The sequence below is a fragment of the Paenibacillus sp. 01T443 genome (genome assembly GCF_056398325.1).
The window spans coordinates 1-17689 of sequence record NZ_JBFTPE010000005.1 but is presented as its reverse complement, the minus strand read 5'-3'; the positions used below and the strand labels follow the sequence as shown (position 1 = coordinate 17689).

The window sequence follows — 17689 nt, the reverse complement described above, 5'->3', positions numbered from 1 at the left end:
CAGATATTTTGGGTCGTCTGATACTTAACCGTATAAACGAATAACGATTTCCTGTACATTTAGGGGCTGCCTTTAAAGTAGAATCATCTACTTAGAGGACAGCCCCTTCATTTTGTTCGGCTATTGCGAATAGTGTTTACCAGCTATTGGTGAAACCATTTGCCATACAAGAAAGTTATAATGATAGATAAGCTATCATGAAACAAAGGAGCATTTTTGTGAAAAGCATTCAAACCCGCTTAATAATCATGCTGCTTCTTTTTATCATTGTTCCGTATTTTTTATCCGTGCTGTTGATCTATTGGCAAACGAAAGAGAATGTGGAACGGCATGAGCTTGAGAACAGCAGCGAACAAATGCAGCAGGCGTCCGAAGAACTGGAGCAATATTTGGACGACATCGTTAATCTTCCGTATATCTTATATCGAAATCCAGACTTATTCAGAGTTTTTGAACAGGGCTTTGATAAATCTCACTATTTCAACCAGCTTGAAATCTATAAGGATATGACAACCTTTTATCTGATGAGGAGCGAGATTCGGCAGGTCCGGTTCTACATCGACGAAGGAAACAGCACGTTTACCGTCTATAATACGTTGTTAAGCTCCCGGAAGCTTAAACCGGATTTCATGAAGCAAGCGGCTATTCAGAAGCTCGTAAACTCTGAAATGAACTATCTGGTTGAACCGCCTCATCGGATTGAAAATTATAACAATACATCGAACTTACCCCAATCGGATAAAACGGTTGTGTTGACGGTTCATCACAAACTCATGGATACACTATCGAATGAATTTCTTGGTGTCATCACGATAGACATTGATTTGAGCAAAATCGCTCGCATAGCGGATCATTTTCTTCAAAAAAATAAAGAAACCGTATGGCTATCCGATTCGGATGGTCAAGTTATTTATGCAAGCAATGAAGCGCTGATCGGCAAGGCCGTTCCGGCCGAATTACAGAAGAAAATAAATGTGTCGGCCGAAGGCGCAATTTCTCCTGATGGCGATATCATCTTCTCCAGAACGCTGCATGAGCCGATAAAGGACTGGCATTTTGTGAAGATCACCTCAAGCAAATTTTTGTTTGAAAACGTGAGGAAAACCGCCTACACGAACATCATCGTTGGTGTCATTGTGGTCGTCCTTGGTTTGTTAATGATCGCTATTATTTCATACAAAATTACACGTCCCATCAAGCTGCTTAGCCGTAAAGTGCTTAGCATTGAAGGCGGGAATCTGAATGCCCCGTTTGACGATAAGCGGGAGGACGAGATCGGCAGTCTGGAAAGGCATATCAAGGAAATGATGAATCGGATCACCCGTCACATCGACCGGGAGTACAAGCTTGAGATCGAGAACAGGAAGAACCAGCACAGGGCGCTAAAGTCCCAGATCAACCCGCACTTTCTATTCAACTCCCTGCAATCGATTGCTGCGGTGGCCCTATTCTCAGAATCTCCAAAAGTATATAAACTGATTACCTCCTTGTCCAAAATGATGCGCTACTCCATTCGTGTGGATCAACAGGCGACGGTTCGGAGTGAAGCGGATTATGTCAAAGCGTATTTGAACCTGCAAGAGGAACGGTTTCAAACCGATTTCAGCTATTCCATCGATTTACCGAAGGCGATTCTTGCTATTCCGGTTCCGAGTATGATTTTGCAGCCGCTCGTTGAGAACTTCTTTAAACACTGTTATGACGAGGGCTGCGAGCAGGCCGCCTTGCGAATTTACGGTGAAATACGTGGCGATTATATGAATCTGGTCGTGGAAAATAACGGAACCAGCATGACGGATGATGAGCTGACGGCATTAAAAAATAAAATCTACGCGCCGGTGAACGAAGGAAGCTATTCACTCGAGCATATCGGCCTGAAAAATATTCATGATCGCTTGGTTCTTCATTATGATCAAACAGCGGGAATTGAACTGGAAACGATGCAGGGGCAAGGGTTCTCCGTGCGGCTGGTCATTCCACTCTACTTTAAGGAGGACTGACATTATGAAAGCTCTTATTGTGGATGATGAGTCCAATGTTAGAAAAATAATTCGTTTTTTGGGACAGTGGGAAGAACACGGAATTACCGAGGTTCTGGAAGCCAAAAATGGTGTAGAGGCTAAAGAACTGATTGAACGGGAATGTCCGGAAATCATCATGACAGATGTGAAAATGCCCAAAAATAGCGGAATTGAATTGATCGAATGGTTGGATGCGAACGATTACCCGGGAAAAGTAATTATGATTTCAGGGTTTGACGATTATGCTTTCATGCGTACAGCGTTCAAGCACGGATGCTTTGATTATTTGATGAAACCGATCGAAGAAGAAATGCTGAATGAAACCTTGGCGGGAGCGGTTCTAGCCTGGGAAAAAGGTGAGGAAGAACGCCGTAATTCGGAATCGGGTTTCTATGAAGAGGTTAAGACGTTTCGCTTAAATAGGGAAATAACCTCTGCCAGCAAAGGTGAACTTTTTGATTCCGAGGAAATTGCCTTGTCTCTGCCACAAGCGGATGCTTACGAGCTTACGATGATGTATTTCTACCAAACCCATCACTCGGGTCCCTATCTTCAGCTTTTGTCTGATGAACTAGTTACGCGGGAGTGGGGAAATGCTTATGCCCTTCAGAACGACCCTAATGTCTGTGTGATCCTGTCTAGTCACGGCCAGTTCTTCAAGGTAGAGGAATGGATTACTCTGCACTTTGATATTCCTGTTCGTCTCGTTAGCTGCCCTCCAATCGAATCGTTGGAAGAGCTCCCTCAAGCTTTTCAAGCTGCACAACAGGCAATGGCCGAACAAAGGTTCAGAGCGATCCATCGTTTGGCGGATTTGGATGATGCGAGGCGCATGCATGACATTGTCGCTTTTGTAGATGAGCATTATATGGAAGAGTTAAGCTTGGACAAATTATCGACTCGGTTCTTCTTAAGCCGTGAACATATCTCGCGCCGATTCAAGCAAGAAATGGGGATGACCCTGTCCAGCTACATCATTCAATTGCGAATTAATCAAGCCAAACGGTGGTTAAGCGAAACGGATGAGAAGATGTACTCGATTGCGCTAAAGCTCGGGTACCAGGATGAGAATTATTTCTCGAGGCTGTTTAAGAAAAACGTCGGCATGACGCCGCTTGAATATCGGAATGATGAAGAAAATCAGCGAATAACGAATGTGGAGCAGCTTCATTAATGTCGTTCATAGAAAAGGGGGGAAATCATGAAAACCAAGGTTTTCCAATGGATGTTAGCCGTGCTGCTGACTTTATCGCTTGCTGCCTGCGGGGCGGACAAGCCTATGGTCAAGGAAGAGGATGTTATAACTGCGGATCAGACCATCACTTTGGAGGTGCTTAATCCTAAAGTAGAGATTTCCACACAGTTCGAGCAAATGGCGAGGCAATACGAGAAAGAAAATCCGAACGTCAAACTGAATGTGTTAACCTTTGGCGGCGGCGCAAACTACCTTGTCGAATTGAAAGCGAGATTTGCGGCAAACAAAGGTCCGGATATCTTTCCTAACGGCGGCTATGAAGAAGCGGTCATGTGGAAAAGGTACCTGGAGGATTTGTCCGATCAACCATGGGTGAAAAATACTTATGATGCGGCGCTTGAGCCGATGAGGCTGGATGGGAAAACATACGGGATGCCTATCAATTTTGAAGGCTATGGCTTTATTTATAATAAGGACTTATTCGCTAAGGCTGGGATCGATACGCCGCCAAAAACGTTTACCGGATTAAAGGCAGCCGTGGAAAAACTGCATGCCGCAGGAATTACCCCGTTCGCGGTCGGCTATTCGGATAGCTGGTTCTTCGTTCTGCTGCTCAATATTGCTTTTGCCCAGCAGGATGATCCGGACGCTTTTATTCATGGATTAAAAGAAGGGACGGAAACCATCGTAGGCAACAAAAAGTTCGAAGATGTCATTCGGATGGTGGATTTGACGGTTCAATACGGCAATAAAGATTATCTGACGACAGACTATAATACGGAAGTTGAGTTGTTTGCAACAGGGGAAGCGGCCATTCTGAAGCAAGGAAACTGGGTACAATCCAAGATTGATCAAATCACACCGAATATGAACATCGGTTTTTTACCTATGCCGATTAATGATGATGCCGGAAACGATGCCCTGCCGATAGGTGTTTCCAATAACTGGGCCGTAAATAAAGCATCTTCGCCAGAGAAAAAGAAGGAAGCTAAGAAATTTTTAAACTGGATGGTTTCTTCGGAACAAGGAAAGACGTTTATGAAAGAACAATTTCAGTTTATTTCCGCTTTTAAAAATATAGAAACGAACGATTCAGGAGCGCTCGTGAAGGATCTTATTCGTTACACCGATGAGAATAAAACGTTGTCCTGGAATTGGTTTAAATTTCCTACGAGGGTAAGAGAGGAGCTTGGCTATGTCACGCAAGCTTATGTAGGTAACCAGTTTAGCCGCGATCAGCTGCTGCAGAAGCTCCAAAATTTATGGGAACAGAGTGATATGCAAGAGTAGGATCAATATAAGCCCGTAGATACATCAATGTACAACATGTCCACAACGGTTCGTCTTTATTAAAATATGAGTAGCACAGAACAAGGGGGGAGAGAGGTAGACCATTATCAGAGGTTTACATCTGGTCTTGAGAAAACCAAATACAAATTATAGAGGAGTTAGATTATGAATTTCAAAAGAATGATGAAACAAGCGACAGCAGTAACCTTCACCGCCGTATTACTGGCAGGAGGCGGAACGCAGGCATTTGCAAAAGACAACAGCAGCGATTTTAATGAAAGCTATGGTTTTTCCCACATCACACGCGCTGACATGTTGAAAGTACCTGAGCAGCAGAACAATGAAAAATTCAAAGTGCCCGCGTTCGATGCTTCAACGATTAAGAACATTCCTTCGGCAATCAAGTACGATGAGAATGGCAACAAAATCGAAATGGATGTTTGGGATACTTGGCCGCTTCAAAATGCGGATGGAACCGTGGCAAACTATAACGGCTACCAAATCGTATTTGGTTTGGCGGGAGACCCTAAACGAGGTTCGGACACGTTTATCTATTTGTTCTATAAGAAAGCTGGAGATACATCCCTTAGCAGCTGGAAGAATGCCGGCCGGGTATTTAAGGATAGCGACAAATTCGTACCGAATGACGCGATTCTAAACAATCAAGCCGAAGAATGGTCGGGTTCCGCAACGATGACTTCCGACGGCAAAGTTCGCTTGTTCTATACCAATCGTCACCCTTGGGATCCGGCTCGTGGATTTTACGGGAAACAAACGTTAACAACGGCTCAAATCAATGTGTCTCAGCCGAATGGCGATACGCTGAACGTGGATGGCGTAGAAGATTTCAAATCGATCTATGACGGCAAAGAAGGCAAGCTTTATCAAACTGTTGATACCACTGGTTTCAGTAAGGGCGATTATAACGATAACCATACCTTAAGAGATCCTCACTATGTAGAGGAGAACGGCCGTAAATACCTTGTTTTTGAAGCGAATACTGGGTCAGAAACAGGTTACCAAGGAGCAGAGTCCTTATTTAATAAAGCATACTATGGCGGAAACAAGGCGTTCTTCGAAGCGGAGAAAAACAATCTGCTGCAAAGCCCGAACAAACCTTATGCGGAAATTGCGAATGGCGCACTCGGTATCATTGAATTAAATGACGATTATACGTTCAAAAAAGAAATGAAGCCGCTGATCGCATCGAATACCGTAACCGATGAGATTGAACGTGCTAACGTATTTGAACTGAATGGCAAATGGTATTTGTTCACAAGCTCAAGAGGAGCGAAAATGTACATTGATGGAATCGATAAAGAAGACATCTACATGTTTGGTTACGTTTCAAATGACTTGAACGGTCCGTACAAACCATTGAACGACACAGGACTTGTCCTTCATCAAGATCTTAATCCTTATGATATTACATGGAGCTACGCTCACTTTGCGATTCCGCAAGTGAAAGGCAATAATGTAGTCATCACAAGCTACATGACGAATAGAGGCTACTTTGAGGATCATCATTCTACTTTTGCCCCAAGCTTCGTGATGAACATTAAAGGCTCCAAGACTTCCGTTGTGAAAAACAGCATCCTGGAACAAGGGCAATTAACGATTAACAATTAACAAGCCTCCTCAATAACAAAAGAAGAAAATGTCAATTTTTCATTGGCGTTTTCTTTTTTTTAATATATAAGAATTTATATGTTTTCACATATAAATGTGCTTATATATCTCCGCGAAACGACTGTTTTTGCCACAGAGGACGGCGACAGCCGTTTACGCTTGTTCAGGGTACAGCAGCATGAAAAGCGAGGTGTCGATTTGAACAATAATAAGAAGGTCGTTATAAGAATCGTTGTATTCATCATCTGTATAATCGGTTTGGTCGCGATAGTTTCAGTAGCCTATGACTTAGGAAAAAACAAGAAGAAGGAATCCAACGATTCTTATCCTAAGCCGACTTATCGGGCTGCCTATCATTTCACAGCACCCGACAAGTGGAAAAACGACCCGCAGCGGCCGATTTATTTGGATGGAAAATATCATTACTATTATCTCTATAATCGTGATTATCCAGATGGAAACGGGACGGAATGGCGGCATGCCACCTCAACGGATTTGATGTCTTGGCAGGATGAAGGGGTGGCCATTCCTAAATACACAAACAAAAACGGCGATCCGTGGTCGGGATCCGTCGTTGTGGACGATAATAATACGGCTGGCTTTGGAAAAGGAGCTCTTGTCGCGATTGTAACCCAGCCCTCTGCAGATGGCGGGAAACAGGAACAATATCTATGGTACAGTACGGACAAAGGCAAAACGTTTAAATCCTATCGCGATGATCCGATTATGCCAAATCCGGGCACGGCAGATTTTAGAGATCCAAAAGTGATCTGGGACGAACAAGCCCATAAATGGGTGATGGCCATGGCGGAAGGAACGAAGATAGGTTTTTACGAGTCTCATAATTTAAAAGATTGGCAATATACAAGCGGTTTTTTCACGGAAAATATCGGCATTGTGGAGTGCCCCGATCTTTATTTGATGCGGGCGGATGACGGCAGCTTGAAATGGATTCTGGGTGCCAGCGCAAATGGAAAATCGATAGGAAAACCAAACACCTACGCTTACTGGACGGGCAGCTTCAACGGGAAGGAATTTTCCGCGGATCACAAAGAACCTCAGTGGTTAGATTATGGCTTCGATTGGTATGGCGCTGTAACGTTTGAAGAGGGAAAAGGCAGCGATAAATACAATTATCGTTATGCTTTGGCCTGGATGAATAATTGGGATTACCCCCACAATACGCCAACGCTGAAAGAAGGCTTTAATGGTACGGATTCCATTGTTCGTCAAATTAAATTAAAACAAGTCGGGGATCACGCGTACAGCTTGGTATCACAGCCAATTGATGCATTAGATCAATGGATGAGCAAGGTTGATTCCTTTAAACGAATAAAAGTTGACGGCTCTGCGACGCTTCCGGTAACAGGCGATACGTACCAGCTTGACGCCGATATCTCTTGGTCGGAGATTAACAATATCGGATTAAGGCTTCGTGAATCAACAGACAAAACCCGCCATGTAGATGTCGGAGTTTTTGTAGAAGGCCAATACGCTTACGTCAATCGAGCTTTTACAGGGCAGCCCGACACGAGTAATAGATATCTTGAAAGCAGAGCGCCATTTGATGTGAGGAAGAAGAAAGTTCACTTAAAGATCCTAATTGATAAAACAAGCATCGAGGTATTTATTGATGAGGGTAAAATCGCTTTTTCCAATGAAATTTTTCCGGAATTGAACGATAAAGCCATTAGTCTTTTTTCGGAAGGCGGCACCGCGGTCTTTGAAAATGTGGTCATCAAGCACTTCAACAAAGCTTAGTCTAGCAGATGTAATCGTTCTTCCCACCCATCCAAAATCATTCTAACGCATACAAATGTTGCCATCGTTCGACGTATGAGGAATAATAGGGGAGAAGGGTGGGATCGTCATGAGAATGGCTTTTACGGTCGATGTGGAAGACTGGTTTTGCAGCCCGGATTTATCGCTCTCGGAATGGGCGGGCTATGAATTAAGGCTGGAGAAGCCGGTCCATCAAATCCTAGATTTACTGGACGAAAATGCGGCGACTGGCACTTTTTTTGCCCTAGGCTGGATTGCGGAGAGACGACCTGACTTAATTAAAGAAATACATCGCAGAGGTCATGAAATCGCTTCCCACGGATATTCCCATCGATTAGTCTATCAACAGTCCCCCCAAGAGTTCAAGCAAGACATCCGAATGTCCAAGGACATTTTAGAAAATATAATAGGCTCAAAAGTGCATGGTTATCGCGCTCCGTGTTTTTCCATAACGGATTGGGGACTCGATCTATTAATAGAAGAAGGTTTTACTTATGATTCAAGCCTAATTCCCAATACCTTTAACAAGCTATACTCTAAGTTTAATTTACCGGCGTCTAACTCTTTTCCTTTTAAAATCAGGGAAGGCCTTTGGGAGATCCCTCTGCCGATTTATCCTTTAAGCGGGTTAAATATTCCTTGGGGCGGCGGAGGTTATTTTCGCATCTATCCTTATCGTTTATTTAGCTTAGGGGCAAGCAGCATCATAAGAAAGCGGGACTCGTTCGTTTTTTATATCCATCCCTATGATTTGGATCAGTATCAGCCTCGTATTTTCAACACTTCGAAGCTTAATGGCATTAGACGTTATTATGGTTTAGAAGCCACGTATCACAAGCTGAAAATGCTTTTGGCCGATTATAGCTGTATGTCGTTAAACCGATATTACCCTCAGATCGGGGGAGAGGCGCAGAGTGAGCGTAAAATCAGAAATTGTTCTTAACCGGGATTTGCTGGCTGGTGCCGCGTATTTTTTTGGCAGAGAAAATGGCTTCAACAGAAGGAATAGGAAGCAGCCGACAGAAGCCATCAAGGCAGCGTTGATTTCAAAAGCTGTGCTGTCCAGCGATTTAAAGCTCTTGGATAAAGAGTTTGGATATGCCTGCTACGAGCATTATAGGCAGGTTTATGAGCCTGATTCCTTCGATCTCCTTCTGCAAAAAGAGGCCAGCAACCGCAAAAGAATACTAGATTTATGCTGCGGAGCAGGAGCGACGATATTCTCCTTGCTCGATAGCGATCCGGACATTATATATGGCTTTGATGCTAATGCGAGCCAGATTGAGCTGTTGAAAGCGCTGCTGCTAGAACAAAACAATCGGAGCAGTACGGTTATTACGAAGGCTGCGGACGCGCATCAGATTCCGCTAGCGGATCATTCTGTTGAGCTGTTGCTAGAACAAAACAATCGGAGCAGTACTTTTATTGCGAAGGCTGCTGATGCGCACCGGATTCCGCTAGCGGGTCATTCTGTTGAGCTGTTGCTAGAACAAAGCAATCGGAGCTGTACGGTTATTGCGAAGGCTGCTGATGCGCACCGGATCCCGCTCGCGGATCATTCCGTTGATTTTGTTGTATGCAGAGTGGCGCTGCAATATTTGAACGCGGAACAAGCGCTGAAGGAGATGTACCGGGTGCTTTCCCCGGGAGGCAAGGTGTTTCTACTCGTGCATGGCTCAGGCTATATAGGCAATTACCTCTTCGCTAGAAAGGGCATTTTCAGAAAAAAAGCGGTCCAGTTTGTCAGGAAGAAGCTGCTTCGTTCGCATACGGCCGATCCTACGATCCATCGCACGCAAGCGAACTTTTTCAGGAAAAAACAGCTGATCAGGCTGCTGGAAGCCCAAGGCTTTCAGGCTGCTCAGCTGCATACCTTCGCTGACTCATTGACGCTCGGAATGCTGCCTATTTATTTCGCGGCGACGGCGGAGCGCTAAAAGAGCAGGGAGCGAGCAGCGCTGCTCCATCTCACAAAATAGGAGCCGCCATATTCAAATCTGGCCAACTTTAGATGGAATTTTTCCATGTAAATGAACCAGGCTCGTTCGATTTCTAAAAATAGATGGAATTTCTCACGTTAATTCTCCGTTTTATCCGAGAATTTCGCTGGAATCTCAAATATAACGGGAGAAATTCCATCTAATTGATCAATTCCGGTGGATTCGGTCAATTTAGAAGGAGAAATTCCATCTAAATTAGCTAAACGCTATTATGGAGCGCCGAACTGCTGCTCTCTGTGCTCCTTCTCTCTAGAAAGGAGCAAGGCTGCTCCATTTCACTAGAAAGGAGCCGCGCAGCTCGATATGCTCTTTCTGATCAGAAAGGCTCGCCATATTCAAATCTAGTCAGCATTAGATGGAATTTCTCCATGTAAATGATCCGAGCCCGTTCGATTTTTAAAAATAGATGGAATTTCTCACGTTAATTCTCCGATTTTCCGATAATCCCGTTGGAATCTAAAATATAACTGGAGAAATTCCATCTAATGGATCAAAACCGGCTAGTTCAATCATTTTAGAAGGAGAAATTCCATCTAAATTAACCAGACACCCGTATGGCGGAAAAATGCGCAATACAGCTCTTCCAACGTTTTTGGCTACACATCCAGCAAAATAGGCTTTATACTAGCATCAACTAGAAAATCGAACGAGAGGTGACAAAGGATGGCGTACATGGTTCCCGAGGTGATACGGACGAGTGCGACTGCGGGCGAGCGGCTGCTGTTTCGGACGCTGAAGGCGTATTTAGCGGATGACTACGTGGTGTATTACGAACCGGAAATCGAAGGGAGCCGGCCTGATTTTGTCATTATAGGACCCGATTTGGGGATTGTAGTTCTCGAAGTAAAGGACTATACCCCGTCGGCATTGTTTCAAATTGATCATGATGAGTGGCAGCTTTATACGTCTGCGGGACGGTTGGAAGTTGTGGAAAATCCATATAAGCAAGTGAGGGACATCGCGCGTCTTGTGGTGAACCATCTCAAGAAAGACCCGCAGCTTATCCAGCAGGGAGGCGGCCTTCAAGTCGCACTAAAATTCCCTTACGGCTTCGGCACCGTCTTTACGCGGATGAAGCAGGTGGATTTCGACAAGTACAACCTATACGACGTTATTTCCCCGCAGTTTGTGCTTTGCCGTGATGAGATGGATCCGGAGGATGAAGGCTTCTCTGCCGATCTGTTTATCGAAAAAATTCATGGCATGTTCGCAACCTGGAGCCGAAGCAGGTACCTATTAACGAAGGAAGATATACAGTCGATTCGTTATCATCTATTCCCTGAGGCGCGTATCGGCGCAGAATTCCGCCAGCACACGAATGAGCAGGATCAGCTCCTGCTGTCGCTGCATTCGATTAAGGCAGCGGATTTGCATCCGGAAAATATGGCGAAGCAGCTCGAGGACCGGCATCGATTAATGCTCGGAAAGGCCGCTAGCGAGAAAACAGTTATCCTTGCAAGCCGCGCCAAAATATTGGCCAAACAAAATCCGGATTGGAAAATGCTTGTCCTAAGCCATAGCCGTTCCTTATCGATAAGCCTTCGGCAAATGATTGATGAATTAATGGATGAGCCTGAGGATCTTTTTGATTGGATGATGCTGGAGGAGCAAAAGGATAACAAGATCCGTGAGCATAACGTTGCGGTTTATCATTTTCATGAGTGGTTGGCGAAGGTGTTGAATGCTAGGGAAACGGATATTCCCGGTCTTATCGCGAAGCTGGAGAAGAAGGAAGCGATCCTTCCATCCTACGACGCCATTCTCATCGACAAGGGTCAGGAGTTTGACGCGGAGTGGCTGAGGCTGCTAAACCACATGCTGAGTCCCAGCACGCAAAATCAACCGCAAGATTCTAGAGATCGCTCACGCATCCTATCCATTAATTATCGCAATACGGCCCAAATCGTTCAATTTGCGTGGAACTTCTATCAGCAGCATTCGCCGCTTCAGAACAAAGTACAGGAGGGCTCGATCGACGGTGTCGAGATCATCCCACCCCAGAGCACACGGCGAAAAGGGCCGGAGCCTGCGATTTTGCGCTGCAGCAGCTTTCAAGAAGAACTGGCGGCTGTCGTGAAGCGTATCCAATACCTGCATGACGAGAAAAAGGTACCGTACGCCGAAATGGTCATTTTGCATCGCGTAAAAAATAATTATTATCTATCTTATATCGATATGATCCGTAAGGAGTTGGAACGGCAAGGCCTCCCGTATATCGTGTTAACGGTAGATACCGATTCAGAACAACCGTCCGAACGAGCCAGCGATGCTATCCAAATATCGACCGTCGATGGCGCAAGGGGACTCGATTTTCGCGCGGTATTCATAGTCAACACGGAGAATATGCCGTTCTCGCTGGAGGAGGCTGAGGAGCGTGAGGTATCACTCTTCTATATGGCCTTGACTCGCGCACTGGATTGGCTGTTTATTTCCTACAGCGGAGATTCGAAGTTTACCTTGTACCTGGACGAGATTCAGCAGCAGCGGAAGGAAAAAAAGCATACCGCGAAGAAAATGGGCTGATCGAAAGCCATTTTAGCTCAAAGCTATAAATCAGAGGTGACGCTCCGTGCGAATAGAATCAACGGATAAGCGATCCAGCATAACGTTTGAATTTGTGGAATCGCAGCAGCATCTTCTCCCCGGCATTTGTTTCTCGATTAATATAAGAGATAACGAATATAGCGGCGTGAATCCGCAGGTGTGGGTGGAGGCGCGCGATGTACGGTCCTTTATTTATGCCGTTAAGAAAATAAACCTTGAGCGCAAAGGTTCAGCGCCGCTTGCGGGGATGAGCCCTCAGGAATTTAGCCTTACGATTCAGTGCGTGAACCGAAAAGGGGATTTCGTGCTGGAATATTTACTGTCCAAGCATGTCTATCTCGAACATTTATCATCGAAGCGACTCGTTTCTGGGGCTTTTGATATGAATCCGTCAGATCTTGAGCGGATCGATAACTTCTTTTCCTCACTCCTTCCAAGCTAGCTCTGTAGATGATTCTATAGGGCTTTTTTCTATTACGGTTGACAAATACCCTCCCTCACCTTAAATTGAATATTAATTCATTATGTTGTATGAATATTCAATTGAGGTGAAACGATGAACCATTTAATATCATTAAAAGAATGGGATGCGGCTGCGATTCATTCCATCATTGAGCAGGGAATTGCGATAAAGAGCAGCCCGGAACGCTTTTACCATGCAGCCGAGAGAAAGGGACTTCTCATGCTTTTTCAGAAAACATCGACAAGGACCAACCTATCCTTTCAATCCGGCATAAACCAAATGGGCGGTTACGCGGTCGTGATGGACTGGGATGCAAGCAATTTCAGCCTTTCTCCTATTCAATATGAAGCACAATATGCTTCGAGAAATAGCGATGTGATCATGGCTAGACTCAAGAAGCACTCGGATGTGCTCGAATTAGCTAAATACTCCGAGGTACCTGTCATCAATGGCTGCTGTGAAAAATATCATCCATGCCAGGCGTTAGCGGATCTTATGACCATTTACGAGGTTACTGGAACGTTTAAGGGAATTACGCTCACGTATGTCGGCATTCATAACAATGTAGCCAACTCATTGGTTGCAGGCTGCATGACGCTAGGAGTTAAGCTTCTATTGGTTACGCCGATTATAAATCCCCCATCCTGGGATGAGGAGCTCATGCGGCAGGCATATCGCAGCGGATTCATAGAGCAGGCAGACAGCCTAACAGAAGCGGTATCGCAATCGGATTTTGTCTACACGGATACTTGGATCGATATGGAGTTTTTCCATGAAAAACACTATGAAGAGGAGAAAAACCGGCGATTAGAGACGATGCTGCCTTTTCAGTTGAATCGCAACAACCTCGCGGGACACACGCCCTATATCATGCATGATATGCCTATACATCCCGGCTTTGAGATTGAAGCGGAGCTTGTGGAGTCGGAACGTTCCATTATCTATCAGCAAGCGGAGAACCGTATGCATGTGCAGAAAGCTTTGCTGCTTCATTTGCTTACCTAGAGCTTAAACCGTCCACTGCTTAACGCGAGGCGAGCTTGCAGCCATGTGCTCACTGATGTAAACAAGAGGCAGCCAATACGGTTGCCTCTTGTTCGCGTTGCCCAACCACACTCGCTCCGAATGGTGTATCGCATCATGCTCTGCGGCACGTCGGTTACACAGCGTTTAACATAGCTTACAAATGGGTAAATACGAACAAAGCGAGATCGAAGTGAACGGCACTTCTAGAAGGCGGTGAAAGTATTGGAAACGAAAATCAAAGCAGGCATTATCGGAACCGGTTTTATCGGACCCGCACATATTGAGGCTGTACGCAGGCTTGAATTCGTAGAAGTCATTGCTGTGGCCCGGCGCGGCCAAGAAAGAGCTGACAAGAAAGCGGAGGAGCTTGGCGTGCCGCTTGCCTACGGCGATTATAGGGAAATGCTCCGCAATCCGGACATTGATGTGGTACACAACTGTACGCCGAATCATTTGCATGTTCAGATTAACCGTGAGATCATCGAGGCTGGAAAGCATGTACTATCGGAAAAGCCTTTGGCGATGTCGAGCGCCGAATCCAGGGAACTTCTGGCATTGGCACGTAAGCATGGTATCGTGCACGGCGTTAATTTTAACTACCGCCAGTTTCCGATGATGAAGCAGCTATCGGAGATGGTGAAGCAAAATGAATTCGGCAGGATCAATATGGTTCATGGGAGCTATCTTCAAGATTGGCTGCTTTACGAGACGGATTACAATTGGCGTTTGGAGGATAAGACGGGAGGCAGGTCGCGGGCTGTTGCGGATATCGGATCGCATTGGTGCGACACCGTCCAATATGTGACGGGCAAGAAGATCTCGCAAGTGTTCGCCGACTTATGGACTGTCCATCCCCATCGAAAAAAGCCCATATCCCATGCGGATACATTCAGCGGAAGCGATGAGGATCAGGCAGATGAGGAGTACGAGGACATTCCTATCCATACGGAGGATTATGCATCGGTGCTTATACGTTTCGACGATGGCAGCAAGGGTGCCTTTACGGTTTCGCAAGTCAGTGCCGGCCGGAAAAACGCGCTTAGCTTTGAATTGAACGGCAGCTGCAAATCCGCCTATTGGAAGCAGGAGGAGCCGGCCAAGCTGTGGATTGGTCACCGCGATCGCTCGAATGAGGTATTGATGGCCGATCCGGCTTTGTTTCTCGAAAAAGCGAGACCGTCAATCCATCATCCGGGCGGGCATACGGAAGGCTGGCCGGATTCGGTGAAAAATATGATGCTGAAATATTACACCTTCATACGAGAAGGCAAAGATCCTCTCAAGGATAAGGCGAATTTCGCGACCTTCGAAGACGGGCATGTTTCTATGTGCATAATGGAAGCCATCCTAAAGAGCCATAAAGAAGAGCGCTGGGTTCAAGTTGAACAGTAAATGCAGTTAATAGAAAGAGCTCTCTTGTCCATTTCGGGCAGGAGAGCTCTTTCTTTGCAATTATTGCGATTGATCGGCTGCTATGATTTCCTGTATTCGCAGCATCGTATCATTAAAATCAACACAGTCATGATTCCAAACGATTTCATCGGCATGCTGCGTATAGGCGCTGCTTAATTCGACCTGCTCAGCTCTTTGTATTCGGTTAACCGTTTCTTCCGTCAGGCTTCCTCTAAGCGTAAGCCTTCTCGTAATTGTTTCAATGTCAGCTCCTATGTATATGGCAACGGTACCGCTGTACAGCTGTTTGAGAGCGAGCACGCCGGCCAAATCCAGAACGATATGAGCCTTGCCATTTTGACTCAACACCTCTTCGATGCTGGATTTTAAAGTGCCGTAATAATGCCCGTTGTAATTGGTCCACTCGATAAAGGAGCCGGCCTCAAGCTCTTGCTCGAATTGGGCAGTCGTCATGAAAATATAATGGACCCCGTTTTCCTCATGCGGTCTCGGGGATCTTGTCGTAGCTGTAATGATTTTTGGATAGCCGCTGTTTGCCAGCTCTTTTTGAATTTCGGACTTTCCTGACGCGGACGGTCCATAAAATGCGAATATATTTCCCAAGCTCTAGCTCTCCTTTATTATCTCTTCAACATTTGCTTACAATAAAGACCATATATTGCTAAAATGGCTCTAAACGAATTCAGCTGGGAGCGAGCCTATGATTCTAACTAATCATCCTTTTAACCCATTCTATAATGAAAAAGATATAGAGCGGCATATCAATACAGAAAATGCGAAGCAGCGGGTTTCGATCCGGGACGACTTTGAGCGCGATTTCGGCAGGGTCATCCATTCGGCGGCGTTTCGCCGTTTGCAATCCAAGACACAGGTCATCGGAATCACCGAAGGAGATTTTCATCGCACGCGCCTCACCCATTCCCTTGAAGTATCTCAAATTGCCAGAGGAATTGCCACAACGTTAAATGAAAAGAACAATATCTTTAATGATGCGGATAGCAAAATAGATACCTCTCTTATAGAAGCAGCCGCGTTGGCCCATGATTTGGGCCATCCGCCGTTTGGTCACCAAGGCGAGCGCGCGTTGAACAAATGCATGAGAGCCTTTGATCTTAATTTTGAAGGGAATGCGCATACGTTTCGATTATTGACCAGCAGAGAAGGGGATAGGGAAGCGGGACTTGATCTAACCAGGGCTTCTTTATTGTCCATTCTAAAATATCCTGCCAGCATGAATCGGGTAAATAATCCGGATGTAGCAGGCAAACCGCCCAAAAGCAGCATATTTGAAGAGGATGAGCCTGTGTTTGAATGGGTGCTGGAAGCATTTTCGCCAGAGGAGAAGGCGTATTTCACACAAATATCCGAGCCGCAGGCCGGAAAGCATAGAAAAACGATAAACAAAACCTTTGAATGCTCGATCATTGAGCTGGCTGACGATATTGCTTATGCTACCTATGATTTAGAGGATGCCTTTAAGCTAAATTTGATCAAAAGGGATGATCTATGCGAGGTGGTCGAGCGGCATAAATCGATTTCATCGGAGCGGATAGCCGAATCGCTGCGGATTTTCTTGGATAAGGACAGCGATAAAAACAAGCAGACAAAGCGTTTCTTTGCTGATTTAGTATCCGGCTTTATTCATGAAATTACGATAAAGGATGCGCAGCCGGCCTTTTCTTCTAATAGACTGCGGTATAAGGCGGTCATCGCCGAAGAAGCTATGCAGCTGCTGGAGGATTTGAAAACACTCGTCGTGGATCATGTCATTTTCTCGCAGAAGGTGCAAACCTTCGAATGGCGAGGAGGCAAAATTATCGAAAAGCTGTTCGATGCGATGCTGAACGATAAAAATCTGCTGCCCGAGGATGAAAAGGCAAGCTGGAGTAAAACCTCCGACAAGCGGAACGCAAGGTTAGTTTGCGATTACATAGCTGGGATGACGGATACCTATGCTTTGAAAATGTATTCGCGTTTATATGAAGCGGCAGGCGGCAGGCTTTTCGATATCTAGTGAATCATAAGGATCGGTCTATCATGATTGCTCTTCTATTCTGTATAAACATGAAACATAGAGCTTTTAAAGCTATTATTATTTATTTTAAAAAAACACTTGCATTACTAGTCTTGTCCATGGTATATTCTTATTCCGGCCAAGAAACACACCGGAACGAAAGAAAAAAGATTGCTCTTTGAAAACTGAACAACGAGTAATAACTGCCCTTACGATCCTAACGGATCGTTAGAAAAGCGATAAAAAAGTAATGAGCATTTCAAACACCAATTTGGAGAGTTTGATCCTGGCTCAGGACGAACGCTGGCGGCG

13 protein-coding genes are annotated in these 17689 nt (G+C 45.3%); 12 read left to right on the top strand and 1 reads right to left on the bottom strand.

Annotated features, from left to right (window positions below):
- Positions 1-218: 218 nt before the first annotated feature.
- From AC1DLI_RS07805 to AC1DLI_RS07755, 11 genes are all read left to right on the top strand, one after another.
- Entirely contained in the window at positions 219-2000 is a 1782-nt protein-coding gene (locus tag AC1DLI_RS07805; protein ID WP_477601219.1) for a sensor histidine kinase, read from the top strand.
- A gap of 4 nt (positions 2001-2004) precedes the next feature.
- On the top strand, positions 2005-3195 hold the full coding sequence (locus tag AC1DLI_RS07800) for a helix-turn-helix domain-containing protein (protein ID WP_477601217.1): 1191 nt from the start codon (positions 2005-2007) through the stop codon (positions 3193-3195).
- A 27-nt stretch (positions 3196-3222) separates the two neighbouring features.
- A complete protein-coding gene (locus AC1DLI_RS07795) occupies positions 3223-4506 on the top strand; it encodes an ABC transporter substrate-binding protein (RefSeq protein ID WP_477601215.1) in 1284 nt (427 codons plus the stop codon).
- A 165-nt stretch (positions 4507-4671) separates the two neighbouring features.
- Positions 4672-6135: a glycoside hydrolase family 68 protein gene (locus tag AC1DLI_RS07790; RefSeq protein WP_477601213.1), complete on the top strand. Its 1464-nt coding sequence runs from the start codon at positions 4672-4674 to the stop codon at positions 6133-6135.
- A 267-nt stretch (positions 6136-6402) separates the two neighbouring features.
- Positions 6403-7896: a glycoside hydrolase family 32 protein gene (locus AC1DLI_RS07785; RefSeq protein WP_477602321.1), complete on the top strand. Its 1494-nt coding sequence runs from the start codon at positions 6403-6405 to the stop codon at positions 7894-7896.
- Positions 7897-8005: 109 nt separating this feature from the next.
- The gene (locus AC1DLI_RS07780) at positions 8006-8860 is read left to right on the top strand and encodes a polysaccharide deacetylase family protein (RefSeq protein WP_477601211.1); all 855 of its coding nucleotides are present in this window, start codon (positions 8006-8008) and stop codon (positions 8858-8860) included.
- Positions 8832-9854, top strand: a complete 1023-nt coding sequence (locus AC1DLI_RS07775; RefSeq protein WP_477601209.1) for a class I SAM-dependent methyltransferase — start codon at positions 8832-8834, stop codon at positions 9852-9854. The genes AC1DLI_RS07780 and AC1DLI_RS07775 overlap by 29 nt, the downstream gene beginning before the upstream one ends.
- A 726-nt stretch (positions 9855-10580) precedes the next feature.
- Entirely contained in the window at positions 10581-12440 is a 1860-nt protein-coding gene (locus AC1DLI_RS07770) for a 3'-5' exonuclease (RefSeq protein ID WP_477601207.1), read from the top strand.
- Positions 12441-12486: 46 nt separating this feature from the next.
- A complete protein-coding gene (locus AC1DLI_RS07765) occupies positions 12487-12903 on the top strand; it encodes a hypothetical protein (RefSeq protein ID WP_477601205.1) in 417 nt (138 codons plus the stop codon).
- Between the two features lie 114 nt (positions 12904-13017).
- Positions 13018-13929, top strand: coding sequence for a Rossmann-fold NAD(P)-binding domain-containing protein (locus AC1DLI_RS07760; protein ID WP_477601203.1), 912 nt, complete (start codon positions 13018-13020; stop codon positions 13927-13929).
- Positions 13930-14172: 243 nt separating this feature from the next.
- On the top strand, positions 14173-15342 hold the full coding sequence (locus tag AC1DLI_RS07755) for a Gfo/Idh/MocA family protein (RefSeq protein ID WP_477601201.1): 1170 nt from the start codon (positions 14173-14175) through the stop codon (positions 15340-15342).
- 60 nt (positions 15343-15402) lie between these two features.
- On the opposite strand, the gene AC1DLI_RS07750 is transcribed toward AC1DLI_RS07755, so the two are convergent.
- Positions 15403-15966 carry a guanylate kinase gene (locus AC1DLI_RS07750; protein ID WP_477601199.1) on the bottom strand — a complete coding sequence of 188 codons (564 nt, stop codon included), beginning with the start codon at positions 15964-15966 and terminating at the stop codon, positions 15403-15405.
- 97 nt (positions 15967-16063) lie between these two features.
- Between AC1DLI_RS07750 and AC1DLI_RS07745 the strand changes: the two genes are divergently transcribed.
- Positions 16064-17377: an anti-phage deoxyguanosine triphosphatase gene (locus tag AC1DLI_RS07745; RefSeq protein WP_477601197.1), complete on the top strand. Its 1314-nt coding sequence runs from the start codon at positions 16064-16066 to the stop codon at positions 17375-17377.
- The last annotated feature ends 312 nt before the right edge of the window (positions 17378-17689 follow it).

Bases quoted from the DNA above. Each gene is read 5' to 3' on its own strand.
- AC1DLI_RS07800 (WP_477601217.1), top strand. From the start codon at position 2,005: ATGAAAGCTCTTATTGTGGATGATGAGTCCAATGTTAGAAAAATAATT.
- AC1DLI_RS07795 (WP_477601215.1), top strand. From the start codon at position 3,223: ATGAAAACCAAGGTTTTCCAATGGATGTTAGCCGTGCTGCTGACTTTA.
- AC1DLI_RS07790 (WP_477601213.1), top strand. From the start codon at position 4,672: ATGAATTTCAAAAGAATGATGAAACAAGCGACAGCAGTAACCTTCACC.
- AC1DLI_RS07780 (WP_477601211.1), top strand. From the start codon at position 8,006: ATGAGAATGGCTTTTACGGTCGATGTGGAAGACTGGTTTTGCAGCCCG.
- AC1DLI_RS07770 (WP_477601207.1), top strand. From the start codon at position 10,581: ATGGCGTACATGGTTCCCGAGGTGATACGGACGAGTGCGACTGCGGGC.
- AC1DLI_RS07760 (WP_477601203.1), top strand. From the start codon at position 13,018: ATGAACCATTTAATATCATTAAAAGAATGGGATGCGGCTGCGATTCAT.
- AC1DLI_RS07745 (WP_477601197.1), top strand. From the start codon at position 16,064: ATGATTCTAACTAATCATCCTTTTAACCCATTCTATAATGAAAAAGAT.